The 19,618-nt window shown below is 64.2% G+C and carries 20 protein-coding genes and 2 tRNA genes; 5 read left to right on the top strand and 17 right to left on the bottom strand.

The window, feature by feature from the left end; all coding sequences use genetic code 11:
* Window positions 1-15: 15 nt before the first annotated feature.
* Together RR_RS14955 and thiD are read right to left on the bottom strand one after the other, a co-directional pair.
* Window positions 16-651 (bottom strand): DsbA family oxidoreductase, encoded by a 636-nt coding sequence (locus RR_RS14955; RefSeq protein ID WP_011224236.1) that lies wholly within the window; start codon window positions 649-651, stop codon window positions 16-18.
* Window positions 652-726: 75 nt separating this feature from the next.
* Complete coding sequence (gene thiD / locus RR_RS14950; protein WP_011224235.1) at window positions 727-2,112, bottom strand: bifunctional hydroxymethylpyrimidine kinase/phosphomethylpyrimidine kinase; 1,386 nt, start codon at window positions 2,110-2,112, stop codon at window positions 727-729.
* Between the two features lie 122 nt (window positions 2,113-2,234).
* Between thiD and RR_RS22485 the strand changes: the two genes are divergently transcribed.
* The gene (locus RR_RS22485) at window positions 2,235-2,399 is read left to right on the top strand and encodes a DUF7331 family protein (RefSeq protein WP_004590650.1); all 165 of its coding nucleotides are present in this window, start codon (window positions 2,235-2,237) and stop codon (window positions 2,397-2,399) included.
* Between the two features lie 5 nt (window positions 2,400-2,404).
* Here the strand turns inward: RR_RS22485 and RR_RS14945 are convergent, their stop codons facing one another.
* The 8 genes from RR_RS14945 to RR_RS14910 form a co-directional block, all read right to left on the bottom strand.
* Complete coding sequence (locus RR_RS14945; protein WP_007189423.1) at window positions 2,405-3,286, bottom strand: DMT family transporter; 882 nt, start codon at window positions 3,284-3,286, stop codon at window positions 2,405-2,407.
* 40 nt (window positions 3,287-3,326) lie between these two features.
* Window positions 3,327-5,639, bottom strand: coding sequence for a CARDB domain-containing protein (locus tag RR_RS14940; protein WP_011224233.1), 2,313 nt, complete (start codon window positions 5,637-5,639; stop codon window positions 3,327-3,329).
* A gap of 248 nt (window positions 5,640-5,887) precedes the next feature.
* A complete protein-coding gene (gene yciH, locus RR_RS14935) occupies window positions 5,888-6,181 on the bottom strand; it encodes a stress response translation initiation inhibitor YciH (protein WP_004516073.1) in 294 nt (97 codons plus the stop codon).
* Between the two features lie 44 nt (window positions 6,182-6,225).
* The gene (locus RR_RS14930; protein ID WP_011224232.1) at window positions 6,226-8,460 is read right to left on the bottom strand and encodes a transglutaminase domain-containing protein; all 2,235 of its coding nucleotides are present in this window, start codon (window positions 8,458-8,460) and stop codon (window positions 6,226-6,228) included.
* Window positions 8,457-9,431 carry a DUF58 domain-containing protein gene (locus RR_RS14925; protein WP_011224231.1) on the bottom strand — a complete coding sequence of 325 codons (975 nt, stop codon included), beginning with the start codon at window positions 9,429-9,431 and terminating at the stop codon, window positions 8,457-8,459. The genes RR_RS14930 and RR_RS14925 overlap by 4 nt, the downstream gene beginning before the upstream one ends.
* Window positions 9,428-10,387: an AAA family ATPase gene (locus RR_RS14920; RefSeq protein ID WP_004959140.1), complete on the bottom strand. Its 960-nt coding sequence runs from the start codon at window positions 10,385-10,387 to the stop codon at window positions 9,428-9,430. The genes RR_RS14925 and RR_RS14920 overlap by 4 nt, the downstream gene beginning before the upstream one ends.
* A 193-nt stretch (window positions 10,388-10,580) precedes the next feature.
* Window positions 10,581-10,850, bottom strand: a complete 270-nt coding sequence (locus RR_RS14915; RefSeq protein WP_011224230.1) for a DUF7573 domain-containing protein — start codon at window positions 10,848-10,850, stop codon at window positions 10,581-10,583.
* Between the two features lie 83 nt (window positions 10,851-10,933).
* Window positions 10,934-11,617 (bottom strand): class I SAM-dependent methyltransferase, encoded by a 684-nt coding sequence (locus RR_RS14910; RefSeq protein WP_004959132.1) that lies wholly within the window; start codon window positions 11,615-11,617, stop codon window positions 10,934-10,936.
* A 162-nt stretch (window positions 11,618-11,779) separates the two neighbouring features.
* Here RR_RS14910 and RR_RS14905 point away from each other — a divergent pair, with 162 nt between their 5' ends.
* Together RR_RS14905 and RR_RS14900 are read left to right on the top strand one after the other, a co-directional pair.
* Window positions 11,780-13,123 (top strand): tryptophanase, encoded by a 1,344-nt coding sequence (locus RR_RS14905; RefSeq protein ID WP_011224228.1) that lies wholly within the window; start codon window positions 11,780-11,782, stop codon window positions 13,121-13,123.
* Between the two features lie 98 nt (window positions 13,124-13,221).
* On the top strand, window positions 13,222-13,440 hold the full coding sequence (locus RR_RS14900) for a hypothetical protein (protein ID WP_004959128.1): 219 nt from the start codon (window positions 13,222-13,224) through the stop codon (window positions 13,438-13,440).
* Here RR_RS14900 and RR_RS14895 read toward each other — a convergent pair.
* From RR_RS14895 to RR_RS14865, 7 genes are all read right to left on the bottom strand, one after another.
* Window positions 13,397-14,374, bottom strand: coding sequence for a 5,10-methylenetetrahydromethanopterin reductase (locus RR_RS14895; protein WP_011224227.1), 978 nt, complete (start codon window positions 14,372-14,374; stop codon window positions 13,397-13,399). The genes RR_RS14900 and RR_RS14895 overlap by 44 nt on opposite strands.
* Window positions 14,361-15,134, bottom strand: coding sequence for a coenzyme F420-0:L-glutamate ligase (locus RR_RS14890; protein WP_007189416.1), 774 nt, complete (start codon window positions 15,132-15,134; stop codon window positions 14,361-14,363). Before RR_RS14890 ends, RR_RS14895 begins: the two co-directional genes overlap by 14 nt.
* 110 nt (window positions 15,135-15,244) lie before the next feature.
* Complete coding sequence (locus tag RR_RS14885; RefSeq protein WP_011224226.1) at window positions 15,245-15,733, bottom strand: metallophosphoesterase family protein; 489 nt, start codon at window positions 15,731-15,733, stop codon at window positions 15,245-15,247.
* Between the two features lie 68 nt (window positions 15,734-15,801).
* The gene (locus RR_RS14880; protein ID WP_004959120.1) at window positions 15,802-16,098 is read right to left on the bottom strand and encodes a winged helix-turn-helix transcriptional regulator; all 297 of its coding nucleotides are present in this window, start codon (window positions 16,096-16,098) and stop codon (window positions 15,802-15,804) included.
* A 121-nt stretch (window positions 16,099-16,219) separates the two neighbouring features.
* Window positions 16,220-16,873: a hypothetical protein gene (locus RR_RS14875; RefSeq protein WP_004959117.1), complete on the bottom strand. Its 654-nt coding sequence runs from the start codon at window positions 16,871-16,873 to the stop codon at window positions 16,220-16,222.
* 479 nt (window positions 16,874-17,352) lie between these two features.
* Window positions 17,353-17,425 (bottom strand) — tRNA-Asp (locus tag RR_RS14870).
* 51 nt (window positions 17,426-17,476) lie between these two features.
* Window positions 17,477-17,549 (bottom strand) — tRNA-Asp (locus RR_RS14865).
* A 276-nt stretch (window positions 17,550-17,825) separates the two neighbouring features.
* Between RR_RS14865 and RR_RS14860 the strand changes: the two genes are divergently transcribed.
* Window positions 17,826-18,053, top strand: coding sequence for a DNA-directed RNA polymerase subunit H (locus tag RR_RS14860; RefSeq protein ID WP_004959115.1), 228 nt, complete (start codon window positions 17,826-17,828; stop codon window positions 18,051-18,053).
* A complete protein-coding gene (locus RR_RS14855) occupies window positions 18,053-19,618 on the top strand; it encodes a DNA-directed RNA polymerase subunit B'' (RefSeq protein ID WP_004959113.1) in 1,566 nt (521 codons plus the stop codon). The genes RR_RS14860 and RR_RS14855 overlap by 1 nt, the downstream gene beginning before the upstream one ends.

Here is a 19,618-nt window from a genome sequence, read left to right as displayed (position 1 = left end):
CGCCTTGTGCCACGTTCAGCTACCTTCGACCAGCCGTTCGAGCTGCTCGGGCGGGACCGCGCCGCGGGCGGCGTGACCATCGTAGGCGAACGTCGGGACGCCGGTGATGCCCTGGCGCTTGGCCGCCGTGAAATTCTCGCGGACCTCTGACCGGAGGGCGCCGTCCGCGAGCGCCGACCGGATCTCGTCGCCGTCGACGCCCGCGTCCTCGGCCAGCTCGACCAGCAGGTCTTCGTCGCCGATGTCCTGTCCGTCCTGCCACAGCGCCTCGAAGACGGCCACGTCGAAGGCCAGCCACGTCTCGTAGTCGTAGTGCTCTTTGACGTAGTAGGAGGCAATCTGGGCGGGCAGCGAGTCGATGTCAGTGGCGATGTCCAGGTCCATCTCGACGTCGTATTTCGCCTGCAATCGGCGGACACTCTCTTTGGCCTGCTCGTAGTACTCGTCGTCCTTGCCGTCGTCGACGGAGTGGTCGATGGAGCCGTCGGGGTTGCGCTTCCCGCTCCGGAGGTCGAAGGGGTGCCAGTCGACCTCCAGTTCGTCCTCGCGCGTCGACTGGTACTGCCTGAGCGATTCGCGTCCGAGATAACAGAACGGGCAGACGTAGTCCGAGAAGACCGTAATCCGCTCGCTCGACTGTGTTTCACTCATACGTCCGGGTATGCGTTGCTCGCGGTTAAACGCGGCCACCGTCTGTGTCGAACCAGCGCACGACCGACTGACCGGCTACACGCTGTCCTCAACGGTCCCGTGGACGGTCTCCATCCGGGAGACAAGGTCGTCGGCGTCCGCTGCGAACAGTGTCACGCGGCCGTCAGTACCCACGCCCTCGCGGCCGACGACGGCGACCGGTGTCCCCTCGCTGGTCTCGAAGGCCCGGTCGACGCCCCACGCGATACCGTCGTCGGAAACCGCGTCCGGGCGCTCGTCGGGGTCGTACGCAGCGACAGGCCTGTTCAGCGACGACAGCGCGTCCTCAATGGCGTCGGCCAGTCGGCAGTTGGCGGCGAACCGGACCGCGGGGTCATGTTCACGGGCGGCCAGCAGGGCACGAGCCACCGTCGTGGACGCGCCGAAGCGGACGCCGCGGTTCGGCCGGATACCGTCCATCGTGCGGGCGATGCGGCCTTCGACGGCGGCGACCGCGTCCGGTGTCTCTGCGTATGGTGTCGCACCAGCGATTGTCATCCCTCGCTCTGGGACCAGCGCCGACACGTCCGCATCGACGAGGGCCGACACGGCTCGCTCGACGGCCTCGCTTGTCGGACGGCGCGCGGCGTCGTTGCGGGTCTGGACGAGGTGGTGGACCGCGCCCGGACCGTCACCCACGTCAACGTTGTACCGGACCGCGCTCGCAAGCAGGTCGATACTGCTTCCGACCGCCGCCGGCAGGTCGTCGCCGTGGGCCAACTGCGTCGCGATGGCTGAGGAGAGCGTACAGCCGGAGCCGTGGGTGGCCTCGGTGTCGATGCGGTCGTGGCGGAACGTCGTCACCCCGTCACCGGTCACGAGGGTGTCGACGACGGCGTCGCCCGGGACATGGCCCCCCTTCACGAGCGCGCTGTCGGCTCCCATCTCAACGAGGTCACGGCCCGCCTGCTCCGCGGCCGCAGGGTCGTCGACATCGCGCCCGGTCAGGACGGCGGCTTCGTCGGCGTTCGGCGTGACGACCGCCGCTTCGGCGATGAGGGTCTCGTAAGCGTCTTCAGCCTCGGCAGCCAGTAACCGGTCGCCCGAGGCCGCCACCATCACCGGGTCGACGACGAGATTCGGCAGGTCGGCGGCATACTCGGTGACCAGATCGATGACCTCGCTTGTCGCGAGCATGCCCGTTTTGACCGCGGCCACGTCGAAATCTCCCGTGACCGCCCCAATCTGGGCCTCAATTTCGTCGACCGGGAGCAGATGCTGGCCCTGCACGCCCGTGGTGTTCTGTGCCGTCACGCTCGTGATCGCGCTGGTCCCGAAGCCGCCACAGGCTTCGATGGTCTTGAGGTCGGCCTGGATGCCGGCCCCACCACCGGAGTCGCTGCCAGCGACGGTCAGCACGACTGGCGGCGTTACTGGGGCGTCCGTTCGTGTCATATCTGATGCCTTTGCCGGCGGCCACATATCGGTGCTGGTCTCTCAGTAGGACTATATTATGCGGACAAATCCTAGTATGCTAATAATACTTCATACCACATCTGAGAAACATTTATGTAGCGCTGTGTCGGATGTGCCCTTGTACCACAATGGAACCAGCGTCGCGCGATACTACCGACTCCGACGAGCAGTACGGCAGCTTCACTACTGGCGGCGGCGACGTCGTCGTCTACGACACCGAGAACCCGACCGCATGGCTTCAATCGAGCTATGCGGTACAGGTTGGCTGCTCCTCGGAACGAAAGTCGGCCTGACCTTTCTATCCGACCGATATCATTGCGATACCGACGATAGCCAGCCCCGCAGCGGCTAGGCGTGCTCGGAACTGCGCCTCGTCGAGAATAATCGCGCCCAGAATAACAGCAACGATAGCCTGCCCGTTGACGATGGGGGAAACGATACTCGCCGGGAGCAACTGGAAGGACAGCAACACGATGTGGTTCGCGTAGGCGACGAACATCGCCGCGACGACGAACTTCGGGAGGTCTGCCTGCCACCCCGGCGGGATCTGATACCGGAACGCGAACGGCGTCATCAACGCGGCGATGCCGACAGCCATCACCGGGATGTATGTCGTCGGTTCGATAGCCAGTTCCTGCATCAGCACCCGCTTGCTTACATCGACGAGCGCGAACGCCGCAGCCGACAGTAAGGCCAATTGCGCGGGCCGGGACTGCTGGGCCCGTTTGAGTGGGGCCAGTAACGCTGTGCCTTGCCAGTTCGCGACATAAACGGCGGCGGTCGCGACGACGACGCCGCCGACCTGCAGCGGCGAGAGGTGCTGGCCCAGCAGGCCGACTTCCAGCGGCAACACGAACACAGGAACGATTTTGCTGATCGGCGAGACGTAGGAGACTTCGCCGACGCGGATCGCCCGAAAAAGGGTGAGCAGTCCCACTGCCGTCACCGCCGTCACAGCGAGTATCGACAAGAGGACATTGACGCGGTTTCCCGCCGGGAGGAAGGGCTTGTTGCTGATGAAGACGACTGGGAAGTAGACGATGGGGACCAGGCTGTACGTAAGCAGCAGGAACACCGGCGACGGGTATTCGGTGAACCACCGCTTCATCACGAACAGGTACACCCCAAACACCAGCGCCGACAGGACGGCGTACGCGATTCCGACGTTCACGGTTGACAACGGCCGGCCGACCTCAATAACTGTTCCCTTCGGGCTCGTGTCAGGAACTACGCTGACGGGCAATCAGCGCCGCAAGTAACATTGCGAGACCCGTCACGAGCGCAGTAAAGCCGTTGCCCTCTCCGGCTGTAGTCTGTGTCTCTGTGAGTATCTCTGTCGGAGTCGACGTTGGTTCCGACGTTTCCGTCGAGACGACTACGTCGACCGCCGTCGTGGTCTGTCCGTCACCCGCTGACAGCGACACCGTTCCGGGTTTGTCGAGGGTGACCGTCCGCGTGACCGTTGTCGTCGTCTGTGGTGGGAGATACAGCCGCTGCTCGGCGAACACGACATCGCTACGGCGGAACTCGACCGTTATTGTCCCCGGAATACCGTTGTCGTTGGCGACAGTGGCGGTCACGTCGACCTTGTCTCCCTGTCTGACCTCTTTTGGACTCGCAGTGACGTTAGTCACACTGGCGGCTGCCGGCTCCGTCACCACGACAGTGACGGTGTCGCCGTCGACGCTGATGGCGTATCGGCCGGGGTCGGCAAACGTGTGTGTCACTTCGACCTCGGTCCGTTCCCCCGGTTCGATCTGGCCCTGTTTCGCGGCGACGACGGTCTCGTTGACTGCGAGCGTCACGTTGTACGCCCCCGCCTCACCACCGGCGTTCTCGACGACCGCGTCGACCGCGAGCGTCTCGTTGGTCACCAGCCGGATCGGTTCGCTCCCGCCAACCGGTGCGTTCGGCCGGTAGAGACTATCTGCACGGTAGGCATCTGCCCGGTCGACCGGTGGCAGGCCGTAGCCGATACGGGCGGGAATCATACCGAACAACTGTCGGTGTGTCGTCCCGTTCCACATCGTCACCGTTGCTGTCGTTTCAGTCTCCGTCGCGGTCGTGTTCCGGACGGTTTCCCCGCCAGCGGCCTCGACTTCGGTGAGGAACTGCGATTGCGTGACCGGGTCACGGTAGCCGTTCAGCGACTGAAACACGCTCTGGAGTGTCTGGTTGCGGCCAGTAGCCGAGCGGATATGGACGTCTGCCCGCCCGGCGACGAGCGCGCCCTTCCTGTAGTTCGCGTTGCTCGTCCAGCTTGCCCTGTCAGTCAATGTCACGTCGCTGTAGACCGGCCGTCCACCCACCGCGAGTTGTTCCCGGAATTCGTCAAACCCGATTCGGTTCTGTTCCAGCGTCAGGACAGCGGCGTAGTACGTCGCCCAGCCCTCGACCGTCCACCGCGTCTCCTGTGTCGTCTCGTAGGCCTGCCGGCTGTGGACGTACTCGTGAAGCCAGACGTTGTTGGCGGTGTCCAGCGTTTGCCGGGACTGGACCCACATATCAGCGTCACCGATCTGATACCCCTCGACGCCCCACTCTACGGCCCCAGACGGCGCGGCGACGACGAACACCTGCTCGTCACGGTCGCCGACCCGGAGAGCGTTCGATGCGTTCGCCATCGAGTCGAGAACCGAAATTGGCGAGGCCGTCATTGCCGACCGCTCTGGCACAGCCAGCGTGAACGTCTGGTCGTGCGCTGTCTCCTCGAACGTCGCCACTTCGCCGAGGTACACGATTTCCTCGCCAGCCGCACCCGGGCCTGCCGTCCGGAGCGTGCGGTTGTACCTGACGGGGTCCTGACCAGTGTAGCGCCAGCGCGTCGGCGTCAGTGACCGTGTGAGCAGCGCCCACTCGCCCGTATCGACGCTGAGATATCGGCCCTCGGACCCCTCCGGACCACTCTTCTCGATGGTCTGGTTCGGGTTGATGCGGTAGCTGATCGTCGCCGTATCCGTCGTTTCTTCCCACTCATACACGGACTCGTTGACGCGCTCAAACCCGTCCGTTCCGGTCACCGTCGCCGCCGCCGGGACGTGCGTTTCGAGGTCAACGACCCGGTCCGGGACTTCGTAGGCCACGGTCACCGCGACTTCACCCGGCTCCTCAGGCACGCGCGCGTAGGTCTGTGTCTGCTGAATCACGTCACCGTCCTTGGTCTGTGTTGCACCCGACGTGGCCGTCCCTGTCTCCATGCTGGCCGCCGCTGGGGCTGCCGTTCCGGCTGTGTCCCCACCCTGTCCCCGCGGCTGGCGTCGATGCATGTCGGCGCTTCGTATCCGGACCAGCGAGCCATTCGACTCGGTCGTGGCTGTCGGCGACTGTACTGTCTCAACTGCCGGCCCACGCTGACCCGACGCCGTCTCGGCTTTGTACGTGCAGTTCTCACCGACGCCAGCCGCCGCTCCGTCGCTAGCCCCGGTCACCGCCCCGTGGTCGGCGGTCGCCGCCACCGGGAGCGACGCGATTCCCCCACCAAGGAGAAGGACCACGAGTCCGACGGCCACCACCCGCCGGGGTACACCGAACATTGCAAACAGTTACCGCCCCGTGGTTGAAATACTTGACCGCCGATTATGCGTGCTGGTATCATGCAACAAATTCTGTCTCTACCGGTCGCTACCTGAATCTCCCACGACGGTAAAAAGCAGCCAGACCTGAACCACTCATAGCAGATCGCAGCGCACACTCGCACGCAGACCGAGCTGAAAAGCTGGCGAGCAGGTCACAGCAGCGGCTTGCCACGGCGCTCTCACGAGAACCGTTGGCAGTCAGGAGTTCAGGCGACGTTGAAACCTTTGTCGCGGAGGAAATCCTCGACGCGGCCCGTGTGATTGCCCTGGAGCTCTATCTGCCCGTCCTCAACAGTGCCACCGCAGGCAAACTTCGATTTGAGGTCTGAGGACAGCGAGTCCATGTCGACGTCTTTCGGGTCGAATCCCTCGATAATCGTTACCTCCTTCCCGTAACGGCGCTCGTCGATGCGGATGTTAATCTCCTGGGACTCCTTAGCGACGTCCTCACAGACGCAGAGCTCCTCAGGCAGCCCGCACGTCGAGCAGACTTCCGACATTACAATCGCGCCTACGAACACGACCTATTAAACACTGTCGGGGACTATCGCTCGGAGACGATCCCGTCGGCGATTTCGACGGCCTCGTCGGCCATTGCCTCGCTCACTTCGCCGCCGTACCGGAGCCGTTCTCGTAACGTCGCCAGCCGCCTGACCCGGTCGTCGGCCCCTATCGCGTCGAGATACGCCCGTACCGTCTCGCCGCTTTTGCGGCCCCGGTGTTCCGTCGCAAGGACGTACATGGCCCGCTGGAACGCCCGCTCAACGTCGGTCTCGGGGTCCACGCGGCGCTGGTAGCGCAGCCACACCGCCCGGTAGGCTCGCTCGCTGAGGCCGGACCGGCGCGCGCCCGCTGCGATGCCGAGCAACGCGACGACGCCCAGCGTCAACTCCTCGCGCGACGGGAGGTCCGGGATGCTCAGCTCCGTCCCCTCGTCTGTGTCCGACGCCTCTGTTGTGCCGGTGGGTGTGTCCGTTCCGGTGGCCGTTGGTGTCTCCGTCGGCTCGGTCTCGGTACCATTGGTCTCGGTCAGTGGGGCAGGCGTTGACGTGTCGGGTGGCGTGTACCGTTCTACCGGGTTGCCGTCGCCGACAGTGGGCGACGATCCGTCCGAACTCGCGTCTTCGATACGTTGCTGTCTGACTGCCTCTCGCGGCCCGGACGGCGTCGGGTCGAACTGTACCCAGCCCTGACCGGGGAAGTACACTTCGACCCAAGCATGGGAGTTGAGCCCGCGCACGACCCACTGGTCTTCGTCGATGCGCTGGCCGGAGGTGTACCCGACGGTCATGCGCGCCGGGATGCCCTGGGTCCGGAGCATCGTTACCATCGTCGTTGCGAAGTAGACGCAGTACCCTTCGTCCATCTCGAAGAGGAAGGTGTCGGCGACGTTGAAGTCGGGTCGGTCGACATCGAGTGAGTAGCCCTTGGTGTCCTGCAGCCAGCGCTCGACGACCAGCGCCGTCTCGTAGGGGTTCTCGGCGTTCGCGGTGAGAATAGCCGTCCGTTCCGCCACCCGGGCCGGCGTGCTGTCGGGAAGCTGCGTGTACAGCTCCGCAGTCGTATCGTCGTAGTCAGTGCCGGCCGCACGCAGCCCGTCGGGCGTCGCCACGAGCAGTTCGCTCCTGACCTCGTAGGTGTCGCCAGTCGACAACGGGCCGTCTGGCTGGAACCCGCCCTCGCTTGAGACCGATACCGACGGCTCCCCAGAGTAGTGGACGGGCTTCCAGGCGGCCGGGACGGTCCCGATGGTCGACTCCGCCCGGAACTCCTGTCGAAGCGTCCGGGTTTCACCCGGTGGGCTGTCGAGGCGCTGGTCGTCGTACGGGCGGGGGTTGCCCGTCCGCACCCACCCGTTGCCGGTGTAGCGGTCGTAGGAGGCGACCCGCCAGTAGCGCGGTTCCTCGCTTTCGACCGTGTACCGGATCTCCGGCGTCAACGAGATGCTCCCGCGTACTGAAAGGGACTCCCCGGCGTCGAAGAGGCTCCCTTCGACGGTCTGGCCCTCCGACTCGTCGTCGTAGGACAGCAAACTGTCCCGGGTGATCGGCACCTGTGACAGCGCCGCCGGGACGACGATTATCGCCGCCAGCTGTTCGAGGACAGCGCGCCGCCCAGCGTCGATGCCGTTGTCGTCATCGTCCGCGCGCTCCGTCCCGTCACTGTCAGTCATCGCGTCCGGTCGCTTCGTCAGGTCCGCCGGCTCGTCCGTCGACAGCGTATCGAGCGTTCCGAAGCCGATCGTCGCTGCGATGCCGACCACACCCAGCAGTGTCGTCACCACACCGGCGTCAGTCGTCAGGGCGAAAAACGCGAGGGCCGTGCCAGCCGCCACCGTCGCCGTGACGTACCAGCGCCGCAGCGCGAAGTACCACGTCAGAAACACCGGTGCCGGCGCGAACGACAGCACCCACAGCCTGACCTCGGCTATCTGGAGCAGCGACCGTCCGGTCAGCAGGGCGACGGTGTCGCTCAGAAGCTCCGTTATCGCCGGATTCGTCGAGAGGTTCAGGATGTACGCCCCGAGCCCGCCGGCGAACAGCACTGCGCCGACAGCAACCGCGAGGGGCGGTCTGAGCACGCGGGCCAGCAAGGTCGCACCCACGAACGAGAGGGCGGCCAGCGCCAGAAACAGGGTGGGGTCGCCGACCACGTCGCTGAGATAGTACATCGTCCGAAGCGGCGCGCCGATTGCCAGCGCCGTCGCAAGCAACGCCAGTATTCGTGACCCGCCCCAGGGGACCCGGTCGCGGACACGCTCTGTGACCGGGGCGCTCATCCGTTCACCTCGCCTGCGATGGGGTTGTCCCGACTGGCGGTCACAGCAGCGAAGGACTGGCGGCGGCCGTCGACCGACACCGTGACCCCGTCGCCGTTGGCTGTGACAATCACGTCGGCGTCGTCTGTCCGGCCGGTCTGGCCCGCGTCAGCCCGGGCCAGCAGTTCGAGCAGTCGCGTTCGGTGGGTGTCGCCGTACCCCTGTTCGACCGCGCCGTTCGGGACGGCGAGTTCGACGGCGAGACCACTCTCCAGCGCGGCCATCGTGATCGTCGCCGCCGCGGCGGCCATCTCGTCGGCGTGGCCCCGCTGGGCTTCCGCGGCAACGAGCAGGGTCCGGTCGCTCCGGTTGTCAGTGAACTCCTTGACTAACAGGTCCTCGCGCTTGGCGCTGGATTTCCAGTGGACGTTCCGCAAGGAGTCGCCGCTGACGTACTCTCGCAGTCGGTCAAACGACTGCCGGTCCTCGTTCTCCGGTGTGAACGTCCGCGCGAACGCGTCCGTGCCGCCCAATCGGTAGACGGGCGGATACACCAGTACGTCGGCCTTGCTCTCGATGGTATAGCTCTCTTTGATGAGTCCCAGTGCGTCCGTCACCGTTGCCTCGATGGGGCCGACCCGTTGCTCACCCCGGGCCGTGTAGGTGACCCGGTATGTCACCGCCGCTGGCAGAGACTTGGTGACTGTCGTCTTTCCATCAAGCCCCTCGGAAAGCCGAGCGGTGACCGTCGCAATGCCACTCCCGTCGACGTGGAACTCCACGGGCTTCGTCTCGCCGGGAAACCCACGGCGGAGGTGGCCCAGTTCGACGGTCGGCGCGCCGCTCCAGCGAACCTGCACGGCGGCGGCGAACACGCCGGCGAACAGCGGGCCGGCGACGGCGGTGAGCCCGGGCTGGCCGAACCTGGCACTGACCAGGAGGCCGGCGACGGCGACAGCGAGGACGGCGAAGCCGCGTCGTGTCGGTCTCATTCGACGTAGACGGTATCGAGTGCCTCCGCGACGAGTGCCCGGGCGTCCTGCTCGCTGCTCTCAGTGCGGATACGGTGTGGGAGGACAACCGGCGCTTCCGTCTGTACGTCGTCGGGAATAACGTAATTGCGGCCGTCGAGCACGGCCCGGGCCTGTGCTGCCCGGAGCAGCGAGATGCTGCCCCGCGGGCTGACGCCCAGCTGTGCGTTCTCCCGCGTGTACCGCGCCAGCCGGGTCGCGTATGAGCGGATAGGCTCCTCAACGGCCACGTCGGCCACCGTTTCCCGGGCCGCGGACAGCGCATCGAGGGTGGCGACCGACGTGAGATCCTCGATGGGATGGTGGCCCACCACGTCACCCAGCATCTCCGTCTCCGCCGCCTCGTTCGGATAGCCGAGATGCAGTTTCGTCATGAACCGGTCGAGTTCGGCCATCGGCAGGTCATAGGCCCGGTTCTGCTCAACCGTGTTCTGCGTGGCGATGACGGTAAACGGCTGTGGAACGGGATGTGTGGTCCCGTCGACGGACACCTGCTGTTCCTCCATGGCCTCCAGCAGCGCCGACTGCGTCTTCGGCGGTGCACGGTTGATCTCGTCGCCGAGGACGACGTTGGCGAAAATCGGACCCGGCCGGAACTCGAACTCCTGTGTCTTCTGGTTGTAGATGTTGACGCCGGTCACGTCGGTCGGGAGGAGGTCCGGGGTGAACTGGACGCGCTTGAACTCGCCGTCGAAGGACGCGGCAACAGAGCGAGCAAGCATCGTCTTGCCGACGCCGGGGACGTCCTCAAGCAGGACGTGGCCGCGGCCGAGCAGCGCGATGACTATGTGTTCGATGGCGGCGTGTTGCCCGACGATGACCTGCTCGACGTTTTCGATCACCTGATTGGCGACGCGTGTGGCGTCGCGGAGGGGACTGTCCGACTGTTGACTGTGTGGGGTATCAGTGTCTGTCATAGTCGCGCTCTCGTGGGACGACGCCTCGGCACGGGGACTGGTGGGATACTCTGCCCTGTCGACCAGTAAGTGTCTTGTGTGAGTGCCACATCCTCCGGGCCGTTCAATTGTAGCTACGATTACGGCGTGAGCGTATGTAACTCTGTGGATGGGTGAGAACAACACACATCCGTTTGACGGCCGGTAGCGCCGTTCACCAGGACTTACAGGCCCCACAGACGAGGTGTCCGTCCTGTGTCCACCGCCGCTCGACGACCTCGCCACACTCGGCACAGGCCGCTCCGTCGGGCGACCACGCGTAGGTCGTCACGGCCGGGTCGACCGCGTCGGTCGAAGCTTCAGAGCCGGAGGCTTCGCTTTCTGGCTCTGTAGTATCGTCTCCCGCAGACGCACCACTCTCTTCCTCGTCCTCGCTTTCGTCGCCGGCGTCAAGAAAGTCCTCCAGCGAGGTTTCTTCGGCCATACTCCTTGATATTGCCCGCGGCTACAAAATACCCTGTCGGTCGTTCCACTCGTAGTCCGCGTTTTGACACGCCGTCCGGGCCGTTATTCGGTGGCGACGCCGACGGTCAGCAGCGTCCCCAGTTCGCGGTAGCGCTCGACCATCGCCTCGCGCGTCTCGAACTCGTCCGTGGGGAACGTGTCTGCCGGCGGAATCTCCACCTCGCGGTCGGGGATCGTGTCCTGTGCAGCTACGGCCAGACCCGCTTCGCGGAACGCCTCGCGGTACTCGTCGGCGCTCCAGCGGGTCATCTCGATGTCGATGAACTCCTGCCACTCGTGGGAGTGGACGTTCTCCTCGTAGTAGTTCACCGCGATGTTGGCGGTCCCGCCGGGTCGCAGCACCCGCGCGATCTCTTCGAGGGTGTGTGGCGGGTCACTGGCGTAGTAGAACGCCTCCATTGAGAACACGTGGTCGATGCTGTCGGTCGCAAACGGCAGGGCGTCGAAGTCCCCACGCAGGAACCCGATGCCGTCGTCGTCCGTGTACTCACGGGCGTTCCGGAGCATCTCCGGCGACCCGTCGAGGCCATAACAGGGACCGGCGTCGTTGGTGTCTCGGAGCGCACGGAGTGCGTAGCCCGAGCCCGTCCCGAGGTCAAGCACCGTGTCACCCGGTTCGACCGGCATCCGAGCGAGAACGTGCTTGGCGGTGTGCCAGTGCCGGTCTTCCATGCCTCTGTCTTTGCCTTCGGCCGCCCACGCGTCGAATTCCTCGCGAACGCTCATACGTCCCTTCAGCAGTTGCGGCCTCAAAATGCCCGCTATTTCGGCCTCATAGCAACACGTGTCCACCGATAGCCGTACCCGTCTGGTGATGGACATCTCAGCCCACTTCCGTACACAAAATATCAGGCGGGAGATAAGTCGGTCGGCGTACTGCGACACAGTATGCGCTCGTACAAGGCCAAATCGGTAACCTCGATACAGCTTCCGCCCCGTGAGCGACGTGAGACCGTGCTCACCGAGGCCGGGCACAACGTCTTCAACCTCGCTGCGGATGACGTCTTTATCGACTTGCTAACCGATTCGGGGACTGGCGCGATGAGTGACGACCAGTGGGCGGCCGTGGTTCGAGGGGACGAGGCGTACGCCGGTTCGCGCTCGTTCAAACGCTTCCGTGAGACGGTCGCCGACGTGATGGGGTTCGACCGCGTGGTCCCGACACACCAGGGCCGCGGCGCGGAGAACGTCCTGTTCGGGGCACTGCTGGACGACGGTGACGTCGTTCTCAACAACACGCATTTTGACACCACCCGCGCACACGTGACGAATCAGGGTGCAATCGCGGCTGACTGCCCGGCAGAGACGGACCTGACCACTGATACTGTCGGGACGTTTGCCGGAAACTTCTCCACAGACCGGGGGTGGGACGCCGTCGAGGAGCACGGGCAGGACGCTGTTTCGGCCGTCGTTCTGACGATCACGAACAACTCCGCCGCCGGCCAGCCGGTGTCGATGGCGAACATCCGCGAGACAGCCGCCTTCGCCACGGAAATCGATGCAACGTTCGTCATCGACGCCTGTCGGTTCGCCGAAAACGCACAGTTCATCAAGCAACGGGACCCCGAATACGCCGATACGCCCCTCAGCGAGATTGCTCGCGAGCAGTTACGTCCCGCGGACGCAATCACGATGAGTGGCAAAAAGGACGCACTGGCAAACATCGGCGGGTTCACGGCTGTCCGAGACGCTGCCCTGTTTGAACAGTGCAAACAGCGCGCGATCCTGTATGAAGGATTCCCGACCTACGGTGGCCTCGCAGGTCGTGATCTTGAAGCGATGGCGACCGGCCTGCGGGAAGCGGTTCAACCGCCGTACGTCGCCGAGCGAATCGAACAGGTCGCGACCCTCGGGGACCTCCTGCGTGATCGAGACATCCCGATAGTCACGCCAACCGGCGGTCACGCCGTCTACATTGATGCGGCCGCCCTGTTCCCGGATATTCCCGCCGACCAGTACCCCGGGCAGCGACTCGTCTGCGAACTCTACCGCGAGGGCGGCGTCCGGACAGTCGAACTCGGCTCGTTTGCCTTCCCCGGGACTAACCGTCCGGAACTCGTCCGTCTCGCCCTTCCTCGCCGGACGTACTGGCACGAACACCTCGAACACATCGCGGAGACTGCTGCACGAGTTCGTGACCGCCGCGACGAGTACTCCGGTCTGGAAATCGTCTGGGAGCCCCCAATGGAAGAACTCAGACACTTCTCAGCGGAACTTGAGCCTGTTGCGTAGGGTCATTCGCCCGTGGCGCTGCGCGACAGCAGCTCCCGGGAGTCCACGTGGTAGCCGGGAACGCAAACGCAAAGTAGGGCCACGCTAACGTTCAGGTAATGCAAGGACTGCTGTCGGAACTGCTCCAGAGCATCATCGACATGCCCGGCTGGTTCCTCGGCGTGGCACTGAACGACCCGCTGGCGGCACTCATGCTCGCTGTCGGGGCCGTCATTACGACCGTCTCGGTCGCCGCCTTCGGGTATCTGTCGCTGGGGGCCGCGCTCTCGCTGTTCAGCGGCTCCGGCGGTCGAGGACCGCCCCAAGCAAATCGATAGCCGTCTCGACATCCGGCCCAAGCGGCGACGCGAACACCACGCTGTCGGCGTGTTCTTCTAACGCCGCTGTCCGTTCGGCCACCGCTTCTGGCGTCCCGGCGATACAGAACGCGTCCAGCATCGCCTCGGTCACGCCATCGAAGGCGGCCGTGAACTCGCCGGCCGAAATCGCCTGTCCGATGTCGTCGGCGGCCTCGTGGTCGATGCCGTGGCGGTCGAGCACCGGCGGTGGTGACCCCGCGGCGACGAACGCGACCGGTGGGCGAGCGGCCTCCCGCGCTTCGGCCTCGTCTTCGGCGACCGAGACGCTGGCGTAGGCTGCGAGGTCGAACTCACCGTATTCTTCGGGTCGCTCGTCGGCCATCTCTTCTACTTGCTCGCGTGCCCACGCGAGATCTTTTGGATGCGCGCCGTTGTACAGCGCCCCGTCGGCGTGTTTCGCCGCCATCCGGGTCATGTGCGGCCCCTGCGCGCCGACGTACACCGGAATCTCATCGACCTCGTAGTTTAGCCCGGCGTCGACGGCCTCGAACGTCCCGTCGTGGTTGACTCGCTCGCCGTCCCAGAGCTTTCGGGCCGTCGTGAACGTCTCAAGGACGCGTCGCAGGGCGTCGTCGTGGTCGAAGCCGAGGTTGCTGAGCGTCGATTTATCCCCCGGCCCGATGCCGAAGACGGCCCGCCCGCCGCTCAGTTCGTCGAGCGTTGCGACCCGCGAGGCCAGCGTCACCGGGTGCGTCTCATACGGGTTGGCGATGCCGGGGCCGAGCAGCACCTCATCGGTCCGCTCGGCCATCGCGGTCAGCGACATGAACTGGTCGCGGTTGTTGTAGTGATGGCTGACGTACACGGCATCAAGCGCGTTCGATTCGGCCTGTTCGGCAAACGAGGCGAGCTGTGCGACCGGGTGTTCCGGGGTGAGTTCAATCGCGTACATGGGACCACTCTCTGAGTGCTTGTCTGACTACGTCCTTCTCCGGGTCGCGGAACAGCTGCTCGCTGCCCGCGTGGTCGCCGAAGTCGAAATCGCGGACGACTGCGGCGGGTGTTCCGCCGTCGCCTTCGCCGGTGACGAGGTTGGCTGCGGCGGCGAGTTCGTCAACGACGGCCTGAACGGTGGCTTCGAGTTCGCGGCCGTCGCGGTCGTGTTCGCCCCGCCAGTCCCGCGAGGCGGAGAGCCCGGCCCAGCCTAGCGCGACGCCGCGCTGGCCGAGGCGAAACGGCCGCCCCGACGTGTCGGTAACGATGACGCTGGGTTCGACTCCCGCGTGTTCGCGGATGCCGTCGCGGATCGCTTCGGCCTCTGCCGTCGGGTCCTCGGGGAGCAAGAGAAGGTCCGCGCCGGGCACGTTCGAGCGGTCGATGCCCGCGTTGACGGTGATATGCCCGAACTTCGTCACGCCGAGGATGAAGGGGGCTTCGACCAGCACCTCCTCGCACTCGTCGAGAATCGCCTGTGCCATCCGCGGGTCTTTCTCCTCGTCGGCGATGTCTTCGATGGTTGCCGCAATGCGCTCAGCACGCCCGCTTGGCTCGTACGATGACAGCGACCGCCCGCGTCCGTTGGCCTTGGAAACGATGGTGCTGGCGACACAGACTACGTCGTCGTCCTGCAGGTCGGCCTGCTCGACGAGCAGTTCGGCCACATCATCGCCAGGGCGGACCTCGGGCACCCCCTCGACCGCGAAGACTTCCATACCGCTCCTGCGGTCTCTGCCGGAAAAAGACCCGCGTTCGCTGCAAAGCCGGCCAATAGTGGCAACAGCTGCCGGTACATCTCGGGCGTGACGGCGATCACCCACCCGCGCTACAGTTCGTGCTGGGCCACGCTGAGCGTCCCGTCCTCGACTGTCGCGGTCAGCATCGTCGGGCGGTCTGCCGGCGAGGCCCCTGTGACGCTGCCGGGGTTCAGGAGCCGGACGCCCTCGTAGACGATGTCTGTCTGTTCGTGGGTGTGGCCGGCGACGCCGATGGCGTTGCTGTCGGCCGCTTCGCGGACCGCAATGGCGACACGGTCCGCCCAGCCTTGGTGTGGTCCAGTGCCGTGTGTCACGACAAACGTGACGCCGCCGAGTTCGACTGTCGCCCGCTCCGGCAGCCCTATCTGCGGGTCGATGTTGCCCGAAACGGCGGTCAGTTCCGTCGCCATATGGCGGATGTCAGCGAGCGCGCCTTTGCTGTCGAAATCACCGGCGTGGATGACGTGGTCGGCGACTTCGATGCGTTCCCGGAACGACGGGGGAATCTCATGTTCCCGGGACGGGATGTGCGAATCGCTGATGAGAGCGACATCCATACCGATGCATCACGTCGGCGTTCGAAAAGGGTTACTGCCACGGAAACGGGTGCCGACTGGTCGTCCGGCTATTCTGCGGACGCAAACACGTCTCGCAACCCGTCCAGCTGTTCGACCAGCCGGTCGATGCCGTTGTTGATCGTTGCGACTCGCTCGTCGATGTTGTCCACCGGAATCGCCCCCTGCGGTGTCGGCTCGATGAGTTCGTCGTCTTCCAGCATCCGTAGCGAGTACCGCACCTTGTGTTTTGGGACATCTGTCTCCTCGGCGAGCCGAACGATACCGATCGGCCCGTTCTCGATGACGGCTTCGAGGATCGACAGGTCCCGCCCCTCCTTCTCAACCTGATCTTCTAGTCGGTCCATTCCCATAGCAAATCGTACCTGTGCATTTACGGTCGTGACACATAAACGCCCCAGTTGCGGCACTGTGATTCGGGTTTGCTCTCTGTCCCGCTCTGTGCCTCTGGTTTCGAACCGTCAGTCCCTATTCGTCTGAAACCGGCGTCCGCCGAAGCTCGTCGAGCTGGTCCCGGAGCTTGCTCAGCTCTGTCTCTAGTTCTTCGCGGCGGTCAATAAGCGCGCTCAGCTCTTCCGTGTTGACCGAGTAGTCGTTGTCCATCGCCACATCCAGCGCGTCGGTCGTTGCGCTCGTGAGGTCGGACGCGACCCGCAACACCTCGCTTGGCGTCCCGCGGGACTCGTACAGCTCCTGTTCGCCCGATAACGGGCTGTATGTCACCATTGGCGACTCAATGCCGCGGTGGTAGCTCACCGCGTAGCTTGTGTCCGTCACCGGATTGAGCCGGTCGTCCGCTCGCTCCGTCCGAACGATATTGAACGGCTCGGCCAGTGCGGGAAACGTGTCGGCGAGGTCCCGGAGCCGGTCCGCAGCGGTCACGTCCAACTGTGCTTCCACGTCGCCGAAAAACTGCCGCGAGTTGGTGAGACTGAACGCCACGGTGTAAAACACCGACTCGTCGCTGTCTGCCAGATTGCGAACACGGTCGCGGACCTCCTCGTGGCGGCCCTCGATAGTGAGCTTCTCCAGTTCCTCAAGCAGCGCCCGAACGCCCTCCTCGCGTTCGAGGAACGCCTCGACAATCGCGCCAGGCATTTCCTCGCCATCCACGTCCTCCATGGCCCCTCTTTTGCGGGGCCTCGTAAACAGTTTGTCGCCCGCAGTCGCTTATCGGCACGTCTTACAAGCAACACAAAACATATGCCAGCCCCCGTGGAGTGATAGCACGTCCGACCCCGGTGGACGGACACTATGACAGGCCAAGGGGGCACTCCCCGGCCGTCTGCTGTTGCCCTGCTCTTGTAATATCAGTATGTGCCGTTTTCTCAGCAAGTATGCGGTGTTTACTGCCTACTGAATAGCTACTAACGCGTGTACTGGGTTGAGATGTAGAACGAAAGCGACGCGATGAAACGCATCGTTTGTCGAGTTAAAATCAGAAAAACGCCCGGAGCGGGATTTGAACCAGAGCAAGACGTGCTCGCTCACTACGTTCGCTGTGCGCGACTTCCAGGATTCAAATCCCTGTTGCGCGTGTCATCGCTCACGATAACGGGCACACGCTAAGCGGTGCTCGTCGGGATTGTTCACAATAGGAACGCCCGGAGCGGGATTTGAACCCGCGTCACGACCGTGACAGGGTCGTATGATGGGCCACTACACCATCCGGGCAGACTGCGAGCACACACCGCATGGCGCTCGCCAGTTTGGTTGCAATAGGAACGCCCGGAGCGGGATTTGAACCCGCGTCACGACCGTGACAGGGTCGTATGATGGGCCACTACACCATCCGGGCCTTCGTTGCATTTCTTCGTACCTTGGTGTCGGTATTAAGACTTTCCAAAGAGACCCGCCCCGGGATGAGTGCACATGACGGGACCCAAAGTTCTATGTCCGGTCTGCTGCATGTGGTTGGTAGGAGCAACCACGCCCGCAGTCCGCGAGGGTGGGCGGGTCCGATAGCCACGGCAGAGCGACTTGGTAAGTGTTATATGCACCCCGGCAGTACGGCCCTGTAGTATCTCGTGACAGCCACCTTCTCCAGCAGCAGGCCAAACGCACACGCACACACATGGTAGATGTAAGTCAACACGACCTCGTCCCAGACCACAGCGTCGTCGACGAGGATGACCTCGAAGCAGTACTCACTGAGTATGAAATCAAGAAGACGGACCTTCCGAAGATCAAGCGTACCGACAAGGCGCTGCCCGATGACGCCGAAGTCGGTGACGTGGTCCGGATCGTCCGCGACTCCAGAACGACGGATGAAGCCGTCGTGTATCGACTGGTGGTAGAATAATGGACACACAAGATCGCCGCGCTATATCGCGTGAATATTTCGCCAAGGAACGGCTCGCCGAACACCACTTCCGCTCGTTCAACGCATTCCTCGACCGGGGAATGCAGCAGGTCGTCGACGAGAAAGAGACCATCGAGACCGACATCGGTGACAAGGAAGGGCAGGAACCGGTATGGGTCGAACTCGGCGACGTCCGCGTCGTCACTCCACGGGTCCGCGAGGCTGACGGCAGCGAGGAACTGCTGTACCCGCAGGAAGCCCGACTCCGAAACATCACCTACTCCGCGCCGGTGTTCATGGAGATGGCCATCGTTCGCGGTGGCGAGGAAGAACCGGAGGAAGTCGTCGACCGGACGGAGACCAAGATCGGGCGAATGCCCATCATGGTCGGGTCGAACAAGTGTAACATCGCGGGCTTCACCGACGAGGAACTCATCGACATCGGCGAGGACCCTGCAGACCCCGGTGGCTACTTCTGTGTCAACGGCTCCGAGCGGGTGCTGATGACCAGTGAGGACCTTGCCCCGAACAAGATTCTTGCCGAGTACGACACCAAGTACGGCGACGAGGTGCAGGTCGCCAAGACGTTCTCCCAGCGCCGTGGGTACCGCGCACTGGTGCTGTGTGAACGAACGCGGGACGGGCTGCTGGAAGTCTCGTTCCCGTCCGTTTCGGGCAGTATCGACTTCGTCACGCTGGTCCGCGCGCTGGGGCTGGAGTCGGACGAGGAGATCGTCCACCGCGTCAGCGAGGACCCGGAAATCGTGAAGTTCATGCTGGAGAACTTGGAGGAGGCCGAAGTCCAGACGACCGAGGAAGCCATCGAGACGCTGGGCAAGCGTGTCGCCTCCGGGCAGGGCAAGAACTACCAGCTCAAGCGAGCTAACTACGTTATCGACCGCTATCTCCTCCCGCATCTACATGAGGAAGGCGTCGAGGAAGAAGAAGTCCGCATCAACAAGGCGTTCTACCTCTGCCGGATGGCCGAGGCGTGTTTCGAACTGGCACTGGGCCGCCGCGAATCTGACGACAAGGACCACTACGCCAACAAGCGGCTGAAGGTCAGCGGCGACCTGATGACCGACCTGTTCCGGACGGCGCTGAACAAGCTCGCCCGGGACGTGAAATACCAGCTTGAGCGGGCCAACATGCGAAACCGCCAGCTGTCCGTCTCGACGGTCGTTCGTTCTGACGTGCTGACTGAGCGACTCGAACACCCGATCGCGACGGGGAACTGGGTCGGCGGCCGTTCTGGCGTGAGCCAGCTGGTTGACCGGACAGACTTCATGGGGGTGCTGTCACACCTCCGGCGACTGCGCTCGCCGCTCAGTCGCTCCCAGCCACACTTCGAAGCACGGGACCTGCACGCGACCCAGTGGGGTCGTATCTGTCCCTCGGAGACGCCTGAAGGCCCCAACTGTGGGCTGGTGAAGAACTTCGCCCAGGCGATGGAGCTGTCACAGGACGTATCGGACCCACAGGGTCTCAAACAGGAACTCGCAGAGATGGGGGTCCAGGGCATCCCCGGTATCGAGTCGATCGAACAGCAGCCCGCGGACGATTAA

Origin of the sequence: Haloarcula marismortui ATCC 43049, from assembly GCF_000011085.1 — an archaeon.
Classification (GTDB): domain Archaea; phylum Halobacteriota; class Halobacteria; order Halobacteriales; family Haloarculaceae; genus Haloarcula; species Haloarcula marismortui.
This window is presented reverse-complemented; position numbering and strand designations above follow the sequence as displayed.